Raw genomic sequence first — 16133 nt, 5'->3', positions numbered from 1 at the left:
AGACCCATGGCCGCGATCATCTTAAACAATATTAACAAGGTCTATGGCGACAGCTTCCACGCCATTCACGACCTGAGTTTCGATATCAAGGACGGCGAGTTCATGGTTTTCGTCGGTCCGTCAGGATGCGGTAAGTCCACAGCGCTGCGGATGGTAGCCGGGCTTGAAAGCATCACCAGCGGCGAGCTGATCATCGGCGGCCGGGTGGTGAACAAGGTCGACCCCAAAGATCGCGACATCGCCATGGTATTCCAGTCCTACGCGCTCTACCCGCACAAGACCGTGCGGGAAAACATCGCCTTCCCGCTGCAGATGGCAAAGATGGACAAGGCCGAGATCAACAAGCGCGTCGAAGACGCGGCGGCGATCCTTGAGCTGACCTCCAACCTCGACCGCAAGCCGGGCAATCTATCGGGCGGTCAGCGCCAGCGGGTGGCCATGGGCCGGGCCATCGTCCGCAAGCCCTCGGCCTTCCTGATGGATGAGCCCCTGTCGAACCTCGACGCGAAACTTAGAGTGCAGATGCGGGCGGAGATCGCTGGCATCCAGCGCCGCCTGGGCGTGACGACGATCTATGTCACCCACGACCAAGTCGAGGCGATGACCATGGGCGATAGGGTCGCCGTCATGAAGGCGGGCGTCCTACAACAGGTCGACACACCGCAGTCGCTCTACAACCGACCCGACAACGTTTTCGTCGCTGCCTTCATTGGTTCGCCTTCCATGAACCTCTACGAGGCGGTTTTGGACGGCCAGACCGTGACCTTGGGCAGCAATCGCATCGACCTGCCGGAAGTGTTGTTCGAAAATCGACCTTCGCTCAGGGGATCGTCGCACCGTCCAGTCATTGTCGGGATCCGGCCCGAGCACATGGACGACGCGACGGTCCGGCCCAGCTCGGCCGAGATATCGGCGCCCGTGACCCTTGTCGAAGCGCTCGGCGCGGAATCCATGGTGCATCTGAGCATCGACGCGCCCTGGGTGGATGCGGGAGACCCCGATGCCATAGCCGATATCGGCGATCAGAAATCGGCCGTTGCCCGGTTCTCGCCGAAAAGCGGCGTCCGCGCCGGAGACACCGCCCGCGTGGCCGTCGACGCCGAGGAACTCCACTTCTTCGACCCTGATACCCGGACCAGCCTCTGGTGATGGTTCCCGCTCTCGAATTCGTATCGGCCCGCTCCTGTCGAGGGCGCGGACAGCCGCAGGAGACAGACGACATGTGCAACCAAAACGACTATGACGTTACCAAATATCCCGAGGGCAATGCCCATGAAGATATTGGGGCCGTCATCAACAGCATCATCTCAGATATCAAGGCCAGACAAAAGGATCGCGACGCGAACGAAGGCGGCAAACCTGGTGCCGTGATCTACATCCCTCCCGGCGATTATCGCCTGCGCACTCAAGTCCTGATCGACGTGAGCTATCTAAAGATCGTGGGCTCCGGGCATGGCTTCACGTCATCGAGCATTCGTTTCAATACGCCGACCGAGGAACTGGCCGCTTGGCACGAGATCTGGCCAGGCGGAAGCCGAGTTCTCGTGGACCTCCCTCCGGAGGCCGGCGAAAGCGATGCCTCTGGCGCCGCCTTCTGCGTTAAGCGCACCGGAAACCCGCGTATTAGCTCTGTTGAGTTCGCAGACTTTTGCATCGACGGACTGCATTTCATCGACGATGGGTCGGGTCAGGACGATCCGGAAAACACCTACAGGAACGGAAAGACCGGGATCCACGTGGCCAGCGCGAACGACTCGTTCCGCATCACGGGGATGGGGCTGGTCTATCTGGAGCACGGAATCACCATCCATGATGCCGACGCGCTGGCGGTGGATGGCAATTTCGTCGCGGAATGCGGCAACTGCATCCAGTTGAAAGGCATGGGGCAGGCCTCGCGGATCTCCAACAACTTTGTCGGTGCCGGATACCGGGGGCATTCGATCTACGCCGAGAACTATGGCGGTATACTGGTTTCAGCCAACAACGTGTTTCCGCGCGGTGCAAGCAGTGTGCACTTCTCCGGCGTAGTGCGGTCGTCGATCACCGGCAACCGCTTCCACTCATTCTATCCCGGCATGCTGGTTTTCTCTGAAAACTGCTGCGAGAACCTTGTCTCCTCCAACCATTTCCTTCGCGATCGGGAGCCTTGGGCACCAATGGTCAAATACGACAATGGTCGCGATGACCTGTTCGGGCTCTTGCGGATTGATGGCAGCAACAACTCCGTCATCGCCAATCATATCTCCGAAACCATAGACGTGCAGTTCATAAGACCACCCTCGGAAAAGCCCGTGATCATTCGCTTGGTATCTGGTCGCGGAAACTACATAGCCAACAATCACATCGTAACGACGACCGAAAAAACGGACATAAACGCTGCGCCGAACAGCGCCTGTTTTTCAACCCAGGTGGGTGCGCTGCTTTCAACCGAAAACCTACAAACGCTCGACGCGGTGTCCGTTCTTGTGGAGCAAGCCTCGCTGAGAAACACGGTCTTGGACTCAGGAAGTGAGACACAGGTGGTGATGGACCGTTCCGTCAACGCCTTCCGCGGCACGCCCGTCCCCGTCGGATGACCTCGACCCTGCAAATCCCGACCCGCCGGACCCAGAAGAAAGCACAGGACATGCAGAAAACGCTGAGACTCGAAACTGGCACGCGCGTCGAGATCTGGGCGCAAGGCCCCGGTTGTTTGCGGATCACAATCGGAGCGCAGACCGTCTGGCAGGTTCCGGCCTTTCCAAGCCATCCTGCATTCTTTAGATATCATCATCGCGAATCCTGCGACATCACGATCGAATGGGATAGCTCAGCCGCTATCCATTGGGCTTATTCCTACGTTCCGGGCGAAGTAGAAGGGGCCGGCATCACTGTATGGGAGTTCGAGGTTGACGACATCATTTTCCGAACGGGCGCGGAAATTGCTGCGTGGATGCGCGCGGATCCTGGTCGACCAACGCTACATTTCTCGCCGATCCGGCAGTGGATGAACGACCCCAACGGTCTCTGCAAGGTCGGCGACACTTGGCACATCTTCTATCAGTTTCATCCAGGGGGCACAGATTGGGGGCCCATGCATTGGGGCCATGCCACCAGTAAAGACCTGTTCAACTGGACTCACATGCCAGTTTTTCTGCACCCAGAGCAGGACCTTTGGCAGTTGGGCGCCACCGGCGGGGCCTTTTCCGGCAATGCCTTTCAGGATCGTGACGGGTCGCGGATGTTTTTCTACACTGAGCGTCTGCCAGCCTACGATCTCTTCTCGGGTTACCGCGAGATCCAGAAGATCGCGCACCCGGGGCCCGGCTTCGTTCAGGCCAAAAGTCTTATCACGGTAATTGAGGAACGCCCGAAGGGCGTGGCCCACGACTTCCGTGATCCGAAGGTCTGGTGGGACGACGCCGCAGGTGCTTATCGCATGGTGCTTGGGGCGTCATTGGAGGGCGACCCCGCAGTATTGCTTTACGCCTCGGACGACCTGCGCAGTTGGGCCTATCTCGGGCCGCTCTACCGGGCCCCCTCGCGTTTTCGCGTGGAGGGCGCCCGCGCAGTCGAATGTCCCGACTTCTTTCAACTTGGCGGCAAATGGGTTCTGGTTATGGGTTTCGTCGGTCACACCGACCCAACCTCGGGACGGCACAACTTGCTTTTTGCCTTGGTTGGCGAGTTCAACGACGACTGCTTCGTTCCAGATAGCGAAGAACTGCAGCTTCTCGACTTCGGCACCGACTTCTACGCGATGCAAAGTTTCGAGGCAGATGGCCGCCAAATCGCTTTTGCTTGGCTATTCAACTGGGAGGACCGGAAACCGTTGGGATCATCCTATTCGGGTGAGATGTCCCTGCCGAGAGAGCTCTCGCTGTCTGCGGACGGCCGACTCTGCATGCTGCCGGTATCGGAACTTGACACTGCTTGGCCCGCGTCCCCGGCGCGGGCGGCGGCTGGCGTCATTACCCAAGGTGCCCCGTTCGAGTTGCAATTGACCGGTCCGCTCAACGGAACAGTAATCCGCGCGACTCAGTCAGGATCGACCTCCTTTGAGATCACGGTTTCAGATGACGTGCTAAGTGTGCTCTTACCGCAGGATGACGGCGGCATTTTTTACAGAGTTGATATCGACGGGGCGCAGGACGTTCGCGTCTTTCACGACCGAGGGATAATCGAGATCTTTGCCAAGGGCGGAACAATCTGTGGGACCCGACGAAACTATCACAATACCGCACCGGACAAGCTGGACGTGACCACCAATGCAAACCAAGCCTTTGCGGAGAGATGCGTGCCCGGCGGAACTGGCGTCATTCAGGCGGAAAAACTTGAAAAACGAAAGCAATGGAAACGAGGCTTGAATTAATATTTTTTGAAGCGAGGAACTTTCCAGGCTTTTCTTTCCATCGGGCGTTCGATTTCCAAGGATGCAGTCGGTCAGGAAGGGGGGGTAGAGACAGTCGGAAAATCGACCTTAAAGCGGGTTAAAGAAGCGAGAACCGTTAACCAGAAAACATGGGTTTGGAACGTCGCCTTTCCACGACGTTACGCCTTGGTTCCTACAAGTAGCGAACGGCCGCTTTCCCCCCGAGTTACCGAATGCCGCACCCGAAAAGCTGGGCATTGTGCGCTTGCAGCTAACGGCATGAAGGTCCGCTGAGCTGACCTTCGCCCGACCTGCGGCGAATGTCGGCTCACCGCCCGAAAGACAGGGGCAACATTCGGTCCGGAGTTCGTATCAGGTCTCAGTTGCTGGTCGCGCGGTCGACTTCCTGGGAATTAAGGTTGGCGTCGCAACCCGGATGCGGTCTCCTGCGGGAACGTCCTCGGCCGTCAGCAGCTCCAGGGCTGCTGAGGCGATCTGATCGAACGGCACGCGCACGGTGGTCAGGGGCACAGGCAACCTACGCACGATCGGAATGTCATTGTAGCCGACGAGAGAGATGTCCTCTGGCACCGACAACCCCACATGGGCAATGGCCGACAGCGCCCCGATGGCGGTATTGTCGTTGACCGCGAAGATCGCGGTCGGCCGCGGATCGCGGCGCAGCAGTTCCTCGGCCGCCTCCGCGCCGGATTCAATGCTGAAGGTCGAGGGCATGACCAGCTGCGGGTCGATGTCGAAGCCAGCCTCTTCCATGGCGCGCCGATACCCTTCCACGCGACCCCGCGCCGAGGTGGCATATTCAGGGCCCGTGAGGATACCGATACGGCGGTGCCCGAGATCGATCAGGTGGCGCGTCGCCAAGTAACCGCCAAGGCGGTCGTCGCCCACCGAGGCCAGGCTGCTGCCGTTGTGCCGCAGGGCCAGCACGAATGGCACTTCCCTCTCCTTCAGTTCCTTCGTGAAACCATTGCCCTCGCGGGCCGTCGAGAGAACAAGGCCGTCCACGCCCCGGCGCAGCAGCATGTCGGCGGCGCGACGGTCGGCATCGGGCTCGTCATCGGTGGTAGCAACGATCGTGAAGCGCCCAGTTCGGGTCGCGGCCTTGGCAAGCGACTCGTAAAGCATTGCCATGACGGTGTCGGTCAGCCGCGGCACGATGACCCCGATCATTCCGGTCTTACCCCGACGCAGGCTCGCCGCCGAGACGTCGCGGACATAGCCAAGCTCAGCGGCGACGCGGCGGACATGACGCGCCTTCTGGCTGTCGGAGCGTGGCAGGCGCTCATCCAACATACGGGAAACCGTGGATTTCGAGACGCCAGAAGCCCGCGCCACGTCGTGCAGCGTGACCCGTCCGCGGTCTTTCATGGCCTCGTTGATCTCGTCCATCGGGCGCCCTCCCAAGCCGGTCATTCGGCCTCCCCCTGAAACTACCACTTGACTCAGCCTCGCCGCAACGGCAATTTGGGAACGTTCCCACAATCGTTCCCAAATGCTGAGGCAAGGGGCCCGTGGGTCAGACATCGGCTTGCAAACGGAGGAGCACGACAATGCAACCCATGGATCTTCGCGGTCTCAACCCGGCCCCCGTCACCGCCTTCAACCGGGACGGCTCGCTCGACATCGAGGCCAATGTGCGCCTTGCGAAATGGCTCGCCAGCTTCGACGAGGTGAAATCGCTGGTGATCCTTGGCCATGCGGGCGAGGGCACCTTCCTCACCACCGAGGAGCGTCTTGAGTTGATCCGGGCCTACAAGGACGCGATCGACGTCCCGATCATCGCGGGCATCACCGGCGAGGGCACCAAGGTCGCCGCCGAGGAGGCCAAGCGCTCGCGCGATGCCGGCGCCACCGGCGCGCTGGTCTATCCCAACCACGGCTGGCTGCGCTTCGGCTTCCAAAAGGGCGCCCCGCAGGACCGCTACAAGGCGATCTACGAGGAGGGCGGACTTCAGACGATCCTGTTCCAGTATCCCGACGCCACCAAGGCCTCCTATGACCTCGACACCCAGCTCGAGATCGCGGCCCAGGAAGGCTGCGTCGCCACGAAGAACGGCGTGCGCAACATGAAGCGCTGGTATACCGAGATCCCCGAACTGAAGAAGGCGCAGCCGGACCTCCAGATCCTCTCGTGCCACGACGAATGGTTGCTGCCGACCATGTTCGACGTCGACGGCCTGCTCGTAGGTTACGGCAACATCGCGCCGGAACTGCTGATCGACCTGATCAAGGCCGGGAAGGCTCAGGACTACACCGCCGCGCGCAAGATCTCCGAACGGCTTCTGCCGGTGACCAAGGCCGTCTATCACCGCGGCAGCCACATGGAGGGCACGGTCGCACTGAAGATCGGCCTGCGCCATCGGGGCCTGCTCGACCATGCGACGATCCGCGAGCCGCTCAAGGATCTCGGCGCCGCGGCCGAGCGCGAGATCGAGGCCGCCTTCGACGCCGCCGGGATCGGCCGGGTCGAGAACCTCATGGCTGCCGAGTGACCGATTGCCCCCGCGTCCCGCGCGGGGGCATCCTGATCAAGGGAGGAACAGACATGTTTGAATTCATTCGGACCCATGCCCGTGCCGCGGCATTCGGGGCGAGCCTGCTCGCGCTCACCGCCGGTGCCGCCACGGCCCAGGAGGTGCGGATCGGCGCGATGCGCGAAGGGTCGTCCTGGTATGTATTCGCGGCCACGCTCGAACAGATCATCGAGCCGATCATCGGTGCGAACTCGGTCGAGGTGATCGCCCGCGGCGGCGGCGTTGCCAACCCGATGGTGGTTCAGGGCGGCAAGGCCGAGATCGCCCTGTCGAACGTTGCCTCGGCGGTCTGGGCTCAAAGCGGCTCGGATGTCTACCAGGGCATGGCCGCGCCGGATATCCGGGCACTCGTCGGTGGGCTGAACGACGTCTATGTCGGCGTCATTGCCCGCGAGGAGTTCATCGAGAAGCGCGGCACCAGCGATCTCGCCGAGATCCTCGCCTCGGACGAGCCTGTGCGAGTGCTGATGAAGCCTGTCGGCTCCTCGGCGGTGCCGGTGGCCGAGATGCTGTTCGAAAGCCTTGGCACCAGCGCCGAAGAGATCAGGAAGAACGGCGGTGATGTGATTCAGGTCGACACCGGCCAGATCGCCGACCAGATGCGCAATGGCAATGCCGACATCTACATCGACACGATGATCAAGGGACACCCGACCATCACTGAGGTCGCGCTGACTGTTGATGTCGACTACCTCGACATTCCAGAGGAGGCGGTTGCGCTGCTCAAGGAGAACGGGCTGGAGATCGGCGAATATGGCCCTTGGTTCGATGGCCAGGACGCGACTACGACCGGCGCCAACCTCGGCACCGTGCTGATCGCCAACGCCTCGCTCGACGACGAGACGGCCTACCAGATCACCAAGGCGATCGTCGAGAACGCCGAGGCGCTGAAGTCCTCGCACGGGGCCTGGTCGCAGTTCGACCCGGCGACGGCGATGCTGCCCGAGAACACCGGCATCGCGCTGCACCCGGGCGCTCAGCGCTACTACGAGGAAGCCGGGCTGATGTGAGCCCGACCGGAGGGTTGCGCCCATGGTCGGGCGCGACCCTCTCCGCATCGATCATTCGCTGCCGACTTGCGCTCAAGGGAGGAGACCATGCTCGCAGGAACCCGCTACAGCCCCGTCCAGATGCTGGCCTTCTGCATTGGCATCGCTTTCATCGCCTTCCAGGCCTGGCTGCTCTTCGCCCCTCAACAGCCTCTGGTCGAGCGCCCCGTTCACCTCGTCTTCGCCCTCATCCTGCTGTTCCTCTACAAGCCGCTTGTCACACCGAAGCTGCCCGGCTGGCTCCGGGCGTCTCTCGACGCCGCGCTGATCCTCGCGGCACTTGGGGTCCTGGCCTATTACCTCGTCGGCTTCGAGCGGCTCACCACGCGGATGGAGAACGTCTCGCCGATCTTCACCATCGACATCGTCATGGGTGCGGCGCTGGTCTTCCTGCTGCTCGAGGGCGCGCGCCGCGCCGTGGGCTGGATACTGGTCTGGGTGATCCTCGCCTTCGTCGCCTATGCCTTCTGGGGCAACCTGCTGCCCGGCTGGCTGAACTTTCGCGGCTTCGGTCTTGAGGCGGCGACCGAGATCACCACCATGACCACGGCGGGGGTTCTCGGGATCACCACCTCCACTTCGGTCAGCTTCATTTTCTACTTCATCCTGTTCGGCGCGTTCTACGGTGCCGTCGGCGGTGGACAGCTGTTCATCGACCTCGCCATCCGGGCTGCGGGGCGCGCCACCGGCGGCACTGCCAAGGCGGCGATCATTGGCTCCTCGCTGATGGGCTCTATCAGCGGCTCGGCGGTGGCCAACGTGGTCTCAACCGGCGTCTTCACCATCCCTCTGATGAAACGAACCGGACTTCCTGCGCATCGCGCGGCGGGCGTGGAGGCCATCGCCTCAACCGGTGGCCAGCTGATGCCCCCGATCATGGGCGTCGCCGCCTTCATCATGGCCGAGCTGCTGGGGATGCCCTACGCGCAGATCGCGCTCGCGGGTCTGATCCCGGCCGTCGCCTTCTACGTGGCGCTGCTGATCGTGGTCGATCTGAGCGCGCGGCGCGATGGCATCCGAGCGCTGACCGCCAAAGAGGTCGCCGATACTGCGCCCATCGGCCCACGGCTGCACCTGGTTCTGCCGCCGCTAGTGCTCGTTTCCCTGCTGATCGTCGGCTACTCGGCCTCCTATGCCGCCGTCCTGGCCTCGGTGTCGTGCATCGTCGTGCCGTTCCTGCGCCCGGCGACACGCATCGGCTGGACCGAAATTGCCGAGGGGCTGCGCGATGCGCCGCGCCAGGCCGCCGAGGTCGCCGTTCCGATCGCGTCGATCGGCCTGATCATTGCGGTCGCGGTGCAGTCGAACCTGGCGCTGAAGTTCGCGAGTTCGCTGCTGGCGCTTTCCGAGGGCTCGATCTACGCCTCTCTGGTGCTCGCCATGTTCGGCTGCATCATCATGGGGATGGGCCTGCCGACGGTCGCCGCCTACATCATCGGCGCGGTGCTCTTCGTGCCGGCGATCCAGGATCTCGGCATCGCTCCCCTCGCGGCGCACTTCTTCATCTTCTACTACTGCGTGCTGTCGATGGTGACGCCGCCGGTGGCGCTCGCCTCATTCGCGGCCGCGGCAGTGGGCCAGGCCTCTGCCGTCAAGACCAGCCTCTCGGCCTTCGGGCTCAGCCTTGTCGCGTTCTTCGTGCCCTTCGGCTTCGTCTTCGATCCCGGCGTGCTGGCACAGGGCGGCGCCATGCAGGTTGCGCTCAGCGCCGCCGCACTGCTCTTCTCTACGGCTCTCTGGGCAGTCGCCTTCGGCGGCTGGTGCGGCCGGCCTCTATCATGGGGTGCGCGCGCGCCGATCGGCTTCGCCGGCCTCGTGGCAGTGATCGCGCCGTCCGGCAGCACTGTCTGGATCGTCGCCGTCGTCACTGGCTGGCTGATCGTTCTTGGTATCGCTGCCCTGTCGCGCCGTGGCCCCTTGCCAGTGGTGTTCAGGGCCCCGGCCAGAGAGGCGCACAGCTCGGTCGCCGGATGAGCCGTACCCTTTCTTTGAAAGAGCAACTCAATAGAGCCCGCCGATCTGGCGGGCTTTATGCTCTACGATTTCCATTTTAACCGGCGTCTAGAATACGGTCGAATGCTGGCGGCGGCGTAGGCGGAGGCGGCCCGGCACCGGTTCGACGGCACGACATTATGTCCACCGGGCTGTTCTGCCATCACGCCATCAAGAGCCTTCCCGTCGTCGAAGTCGATATGACACTGCGCGGTATCGTTCTGCAGGCCGACCTGCTCGATGCCGTGGTAGCCCAGGGGCGCCCGCTGGCCTTCAAGCGCCGCTCGCCGCGCCGCAGTGTGTCGGAGGTGATGCGGCCCGCCGCGCGGGCGGTGCCGCATGACATGCCGGTCGGCGCGCTGCTGCACCGGCTGGCGGCGCAGGGCAGCGAGGTCATCCCGGTGGTGCGAAAGGAGCGGCTGGTCGGCATCCTGACCCGCTCCGACATCATTCGGCAGTTGCTGCGCGGGGCAGGGGACCGCGAGGCCGCCTGAGGCGCAAGGCGATCGTCCGGCAAGGGCCGCTATCGCCTTTGCCCGTGTCTGCGGTAGGATGTCCCGGCCGCATGGGCTGCAACGGGAGATCCGGGATGGAAGACGACCCCAGCGGGGGGGCTCGCCCTGCTTTGCCCATCTGCTCGTCGACGGGCATCCGGTCGATGCCGGGACGGCGCGGGACGTGGCGCGGTTCAGGCGCGCCGAGCGGGCGCGGCTTCTCGCGGCCCGCACCATGCCTTCGCATGAGCGCGAAAGGGCGACGACGGCCCTGATCGAGGGCCTCGACAGGATCGTCGCGCCGAAGCCGGGCGTCACCATCGCCGTCTACTGGCCGATCCGCGGGGAGCCGGATCTGCGGCCATGGATGGCCAGGGCCCATGCGGCCGGGGCGGGTATCCTGCTTCCGGTCGTGGTCGACAAAGCCATGCCGCTCGAATTCCGCGCCTGGTCGCCCGGCTGCCCGATGACCCGTGGCATCTGGAACATTCCCGTGCCGGTGAATGGCGAGGCCCGTGTGCCGGATATCGTCCTCGCGCCCCTCGTCGGCATCGACCGGGATCTTTACCGGCTCGGCAATGGCGGCGGCTATTATGACCGGACATTGGCGCGGCTTCAGCCGCGGCCACGGATCATCGGGGTGGGCTTCGAGGGCTGCGATTCGCCGAGCATCTATCCGATGCCATGGGACGTGCCGATGGATGAGGCGTTTCTATCAGACGGAACGCATTCCAAGCGTTGAGGTCTTCGGACAGCAAGCGCGGTGCGAAAGCCGTGGCCCGGCTTGGGCAGATCCGGCCGATCCTGTCCCGCGTCCGGCAGCAACGAGGCGGCCTTTGTCTCGTCCGCGAGACGACCGAAATCCCCGAAGGCATGCTTGGCGGCACCCGATCTGGTCCCGATGGGCAAGTTCGAGGCAGCCTGACCGGTATGGGGCGCATGGCCGGTGGACGCCGAAGGGCTGTGATCTCGCCCGGCCGCTTCAGCCGCCGGACGAAAGCCGTTTCAGGCAAGCCAACGCTTGAACTCGGCTTGATCCAAGACCGCTTTCATGCGCGCCTCGGCATCCGCGATCTTCGGGGTGAGCGGCGCTCGCGTCGGGCCGCAATCGACACCGATCGCCCGGAACGCCGCCTTCATGCCGGGCAGGACGCCGACGTCCAGAAGCGCTTCGACGAAGCGCTGTGACAGGTCCTGAAGCTCCCGCGCGCGCGCCAGATCGCCCGCGCGCATCGCGGCGTCGAGCGCCACGTAGAGCCTGCCGAGGATGTTGTATGTCGTGCCGATGCCGCCATCGGCCCCGAGCGCGGCGCCGGTGATGTAGACTTCGTCGAAGCCGAAGAAGAACAGGCTTTCGGGGCAACGGCGGCGCAGCATCGAGAACTTGAACAAGTCGGTCGAGGTGAATTTGATGCCGCCGACGCCCGGCATCTCCAGAAGCTCAACCAGCGTGTCGAGGCCGAAGGGGCGGCCGGTGCGGACCGGCACCTCGTAGACGATGAGCGGCAGCGCGGTCGCGGCCGACAGCTCGCGGTAATAGGCGAGCACCTCGTCGTCGGAGAAGGGGTAGGCATGCGGCGGTAGGGCCGACAGCGCGTGGTATCCCAAGGCTTCGGCTCGGCGCGCCAGCGCGACGGAATCGCGCAGCGACGGCACGCCGACATGGGCGATCAGCCGGGCATTGTGGCCCCTGGCGCTTTCGGCCACCACGGCCTGCTGCGCCAGCATCTCCTCGGTGCCCAGGAGCCCCGATTCACCGCTGCTGCCACCGACATAGAGGCCAGCCAGCCCCTGCCGCAGCACATAGGAATCGATGTTGCGCTGACGGTCGGGCGAGAACTCCCCGGCCTCGTCCATGCCGGTCATCAGCGCCGCGTACATTCCCGAAAATTGCTTGGCCACCTTGGCGTTCCCCCTCTGGTGATAGACACCGCCCGAGGATCGGACCCGAGATGGTGCCTGTAATCCAGTATTGCCTATATGGGAGATTTTGGTTTGACAATATTGAATCCTGAAAATACCAAGTGTGCGAGGAGACGGGGATCTGCACTGGTAGGGGGGCTGACATGACGACGCAACGCGCATCCGGTGTCATTGCCGAGACGCTGATCGCGGAGATCCGCGACGGCCGGATCGCCCCCGACTCTCCCCTTCCGACCGAACGCGAGCTGGGCGAGCGCTTCGGCGCCTCCCGTCCGACCGTGCGCGAGGCCTTCGCGCAGATGCAGCTTCGCGGCTATCTCAAGACCCAGACCGGTCACCGCCCGCGCGCGGCGACGCCGTCGCTCGAAGGGGTCCTGACGGCGGCGGGCGACCACCTGCGCGACGTGCTGGGCGACGACGAGAGCCGGGCGCATCTCGAACAGATGCGCCAGTTCATCGAAAGCGGCGCCGCGCGGCAGGCGGCGATGCATGCCGACAACATCCGCATCACCCGCATCCGCTCGGCGCTCGACCGCAATTTCGAGGCGATCGGCACGCCCGACTTCGCTAGCTCCGACATCGCCTTTCACCGGGCCTTGGTCACGGTGATCGACAACCCGGTGATCCTCGCGCTGCACGACATGTTCGTGAGCGGCATGCTCGCGCGCCGCGCCCCGACCGACGATCCGGCCCGCTACGACCGCATCGCCTATGAGGAACACCGCGCGATCTACGAAGCGGTGCTCGCAGGCGACGTGGTGACCGCCACCGACGTGATGGACCGCCATCTCGCCAGATCCTACCGCGCCCGGCTCAAAGCCCCGCGCAGCACCGGGATGGACCTGCCGCCGGAGGGCGACTGACGCCGTCCGGCGGCCAACGACATACCAAGGAGGAGAACGACCATGATCCATACCAAGATGCTCGCCGCGACCGCGATGCTGGCCCTGATCGCCGGGGCTGCGCAGGCGCGCGAACTGACCTTCGGCATGCAGGACAACGAGGTGTCCAACGTCTTCAAGGGCGCGCAGGCCTTCGGCGAAAAGCTCGAGGAGCTGTCGGGCGGCGAGCTGACCGTGAATCTGTTCCCCTCCGGCACGCTGGGCGACTTCAAGGCCATGGTGGCGCAGCTGCAGGCGGGCGAGCTGGACATGGTCATCACCGGTTACCCGGACATGAGCTATGTCATCCCCGAGCTGAAGCTCGTCGGCGCGCCCTATGTCGTCGATGATTTTGTGCATCTCGAAGAGATCGTGGACGGCCCCTGGGGCCAGGAGATGGATGCGAAGTTCGGCGAGCAGGGCGTCGAGATGCTCGACCTGTGGTATTACGGCACCCGCCAGACCACCGCGAACAAACCGATCGAGAGCATCGACGACATGAAAGGCCTGCGCATGCGCACCCCCAACGTGCCGTTCCTCATCGCCTATGCCGAGAATGTCGGTGCCACCCCGGCACCCGTGGCCTTCCAGGAGGTCTATCTCGCGCTGCAGACCAATCAGGTCGACGCGCAGGAGAACCCGCTGCCGACCATCGACGCGATGAAGTTCTACGAGGTGCAGGACCACGTCGCGATGACCAACCACTTCGTCGCCAGCGCGGCGGTCCTGATGTCGAACGGCACTTGGGAGAGCCTGAGCGAAGAAGAGCAGGGCTGGGTTCGCGAGGCGATCGAGGCCGGTGGCGAAGTCTCGGACGAGATGACCGTCAAGGCCGAGGAGGACCTGATCGCCACCTTCGAGGAGCGCGGCCTGACCATCACCCGCCCCGATCTCGCGCCGTTCCGCCAAGCGATGCAGCCATATTACGACGAGCTCGAGGCCGAGTTCGGCGAGGGCGCGATTGCCAAGGTCCGCGGCGAGTAAGCTGCGAATTGGCGGCGGTCGGGGCCCTCCCGCCCGGCCTGCCGCCAAGACCCGGCGGCGGGGCTCCCACTCCGCCGCCACGACCCCAATCGACGGATCGGAGACTCCATGCGCAGATACAGTTTCGAAGGCATCATCGCCTCGGCGCTCTTCATCGTCCTCTTCGGCGTGTTGATGATCCAGATCTTCGGCCGCACCCCTGTGTTTCAGGGCCCGGTCTGGACCGAAGAGGCGGCGCGCTGGATCTGGGTGTGGATGGCCTTCATCGCCATCGCCGCGGTCGAGCGCAACGACGCGCAGCTGCGCATGGGCTTTCTCGCCGACGCGCTGCCCGCCCGCGCGCGGCACTGGCTCGCCATCGCGGTGGACCTGCTCTGGGGCGGCATCCTGTGCCACCTCGTCCTCATTTCGTGGAAGACGGTGCAGCGCACCTGGAACAACGAAGCGGTGACGCTGCCCGTCTCCGACGCTGTGCTCTATGCCGCGGGCCTCGTCGCGGTGATCCTCGTGTTGCACCGGGTGGCGCGACGCATCCTCGCCCGGCTCAGACGGGGGCCCGACATGCAGGCCCCGGGCGGCCCCGGCCTGGAGGACGTGGCATGATCCTCGCCTCCGTCGGCCTCGTCTGGCTCTTCATGGTGCTGATCGGCGTGCCGATCGGCGTGGCGATGATCATCGTCTCCATGGGCTACTTCTATCACACTGGCATGGGGCTGAGCTTTGCCATGCAGCGCATGGTCGATGGGCTCAACAGCTTCCCGATCCTCGCCGTGCCGCTGTTCATCCTCGCCGCCGCGATCCTGAATTCCGCCGGCATCACCCATCACCTCTTCGGCTTCGCCCGCGCCCTCGTCGGGCACATCACTGGCGGTCTGGGCCATGTCAACGTGCTGGCCTCGCTGTTCTTCTCGGGCATGTCCGGCTCGGCGCTCGCCGATGCGGGGGGCTTGGGCAAGATGGAGATCGAGGCGATGCGCGAGGCGGGTTACGACGAGGAATTCGCGGGCGCGGTGACGGCCTCGTCCTCGATGATCGGCCCGCTGGTGCCGCCCTCGATCACCATGGTGCTCTACGGCGTCATCTCCAATACCTCGATCGGGGCGCTGTTTCTGGGCGGCGTGGTGCCGGGCGTGCTGTGCGCCGTGGCGCTGATGGTGATGGTCTATGCCACCGCCAAGAAGCGCGACTACCCGCGCGATCCCCGGCCCGAGGCGCGCGCCGTCGGGCTTCTCTTCGTCAAGAGCCTGCCGGCGCTGCTGACGCCGGCGGTGATCGTCGGCGGCATCTTCTCGGGGCTGTTCTCGCCCACCGAGGCGGCGGCGGTGACAGTGCTCTACGCCATCGCGATCGACCTTCTGTTCTACCGCGAGCTGACGCTGCGCCGGCTATGGGACGCGATCTACGACTCGACGCTGACCTCGGCCTCGATCGCCACCATCGTCGCGGGCGTGGGGCTCCTAGGCTTCGTGCTGGCGCGCGAGCAGGCGCCGCAGCAGATCGCCTCGATGTTCCTCAACCTCGCCGATGGACCGATCTCCTTCCTGATCGCGGTCAATCTGATGATCTTCCTGCTCGGCTGCTTCATCGAAAGCCTCGTGATCCTGCTGATCGTGGTGCCGATCCTCGTGCCGATCGCGATGGGCTTCGGGATCGATCCGGTGCATTTCGGGATCATCGTGATCCTCAACCTGATGATCTCGATCCTGACCCCGCCGATGGGCATGGCGCTGTTCGTGGTGGCGCAGGTGGGCGAGATCCCGTTCCACCGGCTGGCCCGGGCGATCCTGCCCTGGCTGATCCCGCCGGTGGTGGTGCTGCTGCTGGTCTGCGTCTTTCCCATCCTCGCCACCGGGCTGCCCGGTTTGATGCGATAGGCCGCGCGACGCCCTTTGTTCAAAGCAAGA

14 protein-coding genes are annotated in these 16133 nt (G+C 64.1%); 12 read left to right on the top strand and 2 right to left on the bottom strand.

Annotation, left to right across the window (positions count from 1 at the left end; translation table 11 throughout):
- Window positions 1–6 precede the first annotated feature (6 nt).
- The 3 genes from ACRAQ3_RS17025 to ACRAQ3_RS17015 all read left to right on the top strand — a co-directional run bounded on the left by ACRAQ3_RS17025 (window position 7) and on the right by ACRAQ3_RS17015 (window position 4351).
- The gene (locus ACRAQ3_RS17025) at window positions 7–1149 is read left to right on the top strand and encodes an ABC transporter ATP-binding protein (protein WP_432256409.1); all 1143 of its coding nucleotides are present in this window, start codon (window positions 7–9) and stop codon (window positions 1147–1149) included.
- A gap of 71 nt (window positions 1150–1220) precedes the next feature.
- Window positions 1221–2576, top strand: coding sequence for a NosD domain-containing protein (locus ACRAQ3_RS17020; protein WP_432256408.1), 1356 nt, complete (start codon window positions 1221–1223; stop codon window positions 2574–2576).
- A gap of 50 nt (window positions 2577–2626) precedes the next feature.
- Entirely contained in the window at window positions 2627–4351 is a 1725-nt protein-coding gene (locus ACRAQ3_RS17015) for a glycoside hydrolase family 32 protein (protein WP_432256407.1), read from the top strand.
- 372 nt (window positions 4352–4723) lie between these two features.
- On the opposite strand, the gene ACRAQ3_RS17010 is transcribed toward ACRAQ3_RS17015, so the two are convergent.
- Entirely contained in the window at window positions 4724–5761 is a 1038-nt protein-coding gene (locus tag ACRAQ3_RS17010) for a LacI family DNA-binding transcriptional regulator (RefSeq protein WP_432256406.1), read from the bottom strand.
- A gap of 161 nt (window positions 5762–5922) precedes the next feature.
- Between ACRAQ3_RS17010 and ACRAQ3_RS17005 the strand changes: the two genes are divergently transcribed.
- From ACRAQ3_RS17005 to ACRAQ3_RS16985, 5 genes are all read left to right on the top strand, one after another.
- On the top strand, window positions 5923–6864 hold the full coding sequence (locus ACRAQ3_RS17005; RefSeq protein ID WP_432256405.1) for a dihydrodipicolinate synthase family protein: 942 nt from the start codon (window positions 5923–5925) through the stop codon (window positions 6862–6864).
- 53 nt (window positions 6865–6917) lie between these two features.
- Window positions 6918–7916: a TAXI family TRAP transporter solute-binding subunit gene (locus ACRAQ3_RS17000; RefSeq protein ID WP_432256404.1), complete on the top strand. Its 999-nt coding sequence runs from the start codon at window positions 6918–6920 to the stop codon at window positions 7914–7916.
- 87 nt (window positions 7917–8003) lie between these two features.
- The gene (locus ACRAQ3_RS16995) at window positions 8004–9929 is read left to right on the top strand and encodes a TRAP transporter permease (RefSeq protein WP_432256403.1); all 1926 of its coding nucleotides are present in this window, start codon (window positions 8004–8006) and stop codon (window positions 9927–9929) included.
- A 158-nt stretch (window positions 9930–10087) separates the two neighbouring features.
- The gene (locus tag ACRAQ3_RS16990; RefSeq protein ID WP_432256402.1) at window positions 10088–10441 is read left to right on the top strand and encodes a CBS domain-containing protein; all 354 of its coding nucleotides are present in this window, start codon (window positions 10088–10090) and stop codon (window positions 10439–10441) included.
- Between the two features lie 58 nt (window positions 10442–10499).
- Window positions 10500–11183 carry a 5-formyltetrahydrofolate cyclo-ligase gene (locus ACRAQ3_RS16985; RefSeq protein ID WP_432256401.1) on the top strand — a complete coding sequence of 228 codons (684 nt, stop codon included), beginning with the start codon at window positions 10500–10502 and terminating at the stop codon, window positions 11181–11183.
- Window positions 11184–11446: 263 nt separating this feature from the next.
- Here ACRAQ3_RS16985 and ACRAQ3_RS16980 read toward each other — a convergent pair whose 3' ends face one another.
- Window positions 11447–12343 (bottom strand): dihydrodipicolinate synthase family protein, encoded by an 897-nt coding sequence (locus ACRAQ3_RS16980; protein WP_432256400.1) that lies wholly within the window; start codon window positions 12341–12343, stop codon window positions 11447–11449.
- A gap of 164 nt (window positions 12344–12507) precedes the next feature.
- Between ACRAQ3_RS16980 and ACRAQ3_RS16975 the strand changes: the two genes are divergently transcribed.
- From ACRAQ3_RS16975 to ACRAQ3_RS16960, 4 genes are all read left to right on the top strand, one after another.
- Window positions 12508–13227, top strand: a complete 720-nt coding sequence (locus ACRAQ3_RS16975) for a FadR/GntR family transcriptional regulator (RefSeq protein WP_432256399.1) — start codon at window positions 12508–12510, stop codon at window positions 13225–13227.
- A 42-nt stretch (window positions 13228–13269) separates the two neighbouring features.
- Window positions 13270–14229 (top strand): sialic acid TRAP transporter substrate-binding protein SiaP, encoded by a 960-nt coding sequence (locus tag ACRAQ3_RS16970; RefSeq protein WP_432256398.1) that lies wholly within the window; start codon window positions 13270–13272, stop codon window positions 14227–14229.
- Between the two features lie 108 nt (window positions 14230–14337).
- Window positions 14338–14832, top strand: coding sequence for a TRAP transporter small permease (locus ACRAQ3_RS16965; RefSeq protein ID WP_432256397.1), 495 nt, complete (start codon window positions 14338–14340; stop codon window positions 14830–14832).
- On the top strand, window positions 14829–16103 hold the full coding sequence (locus ACRAQ3_RS16960) for a TRAP transporter large permease (RefSeq protein WP_432256396.1): 1275 nt from the start codon (window positions 14829–14831) through the stop codon (window positions 16101–16103). The genes ACRAQ3_RS16965 and ACRAQ3_RS16960 overlap by 4 nt, the downstream gene beginning before the upstream one ends.
- Window positions 16104–16133: the final 30 nt, after the last annotated feature.

Origin of the sequence: Limimaricola sp. AA108-03 (genome assembly GCF_050847355.1) — a bacterium.
Taxonomy (GTDB): Bacteria; Pseudomonadota; Alphaproteobacteria; order Rhodobacterales; family Rhodobacteraceae; genus Limimaricola.
The sequence above is the reverse complement of the archived record's forward strand: the minus strand, read 5'-3'. Positions and strand labels throughout refer to the sequence as shown.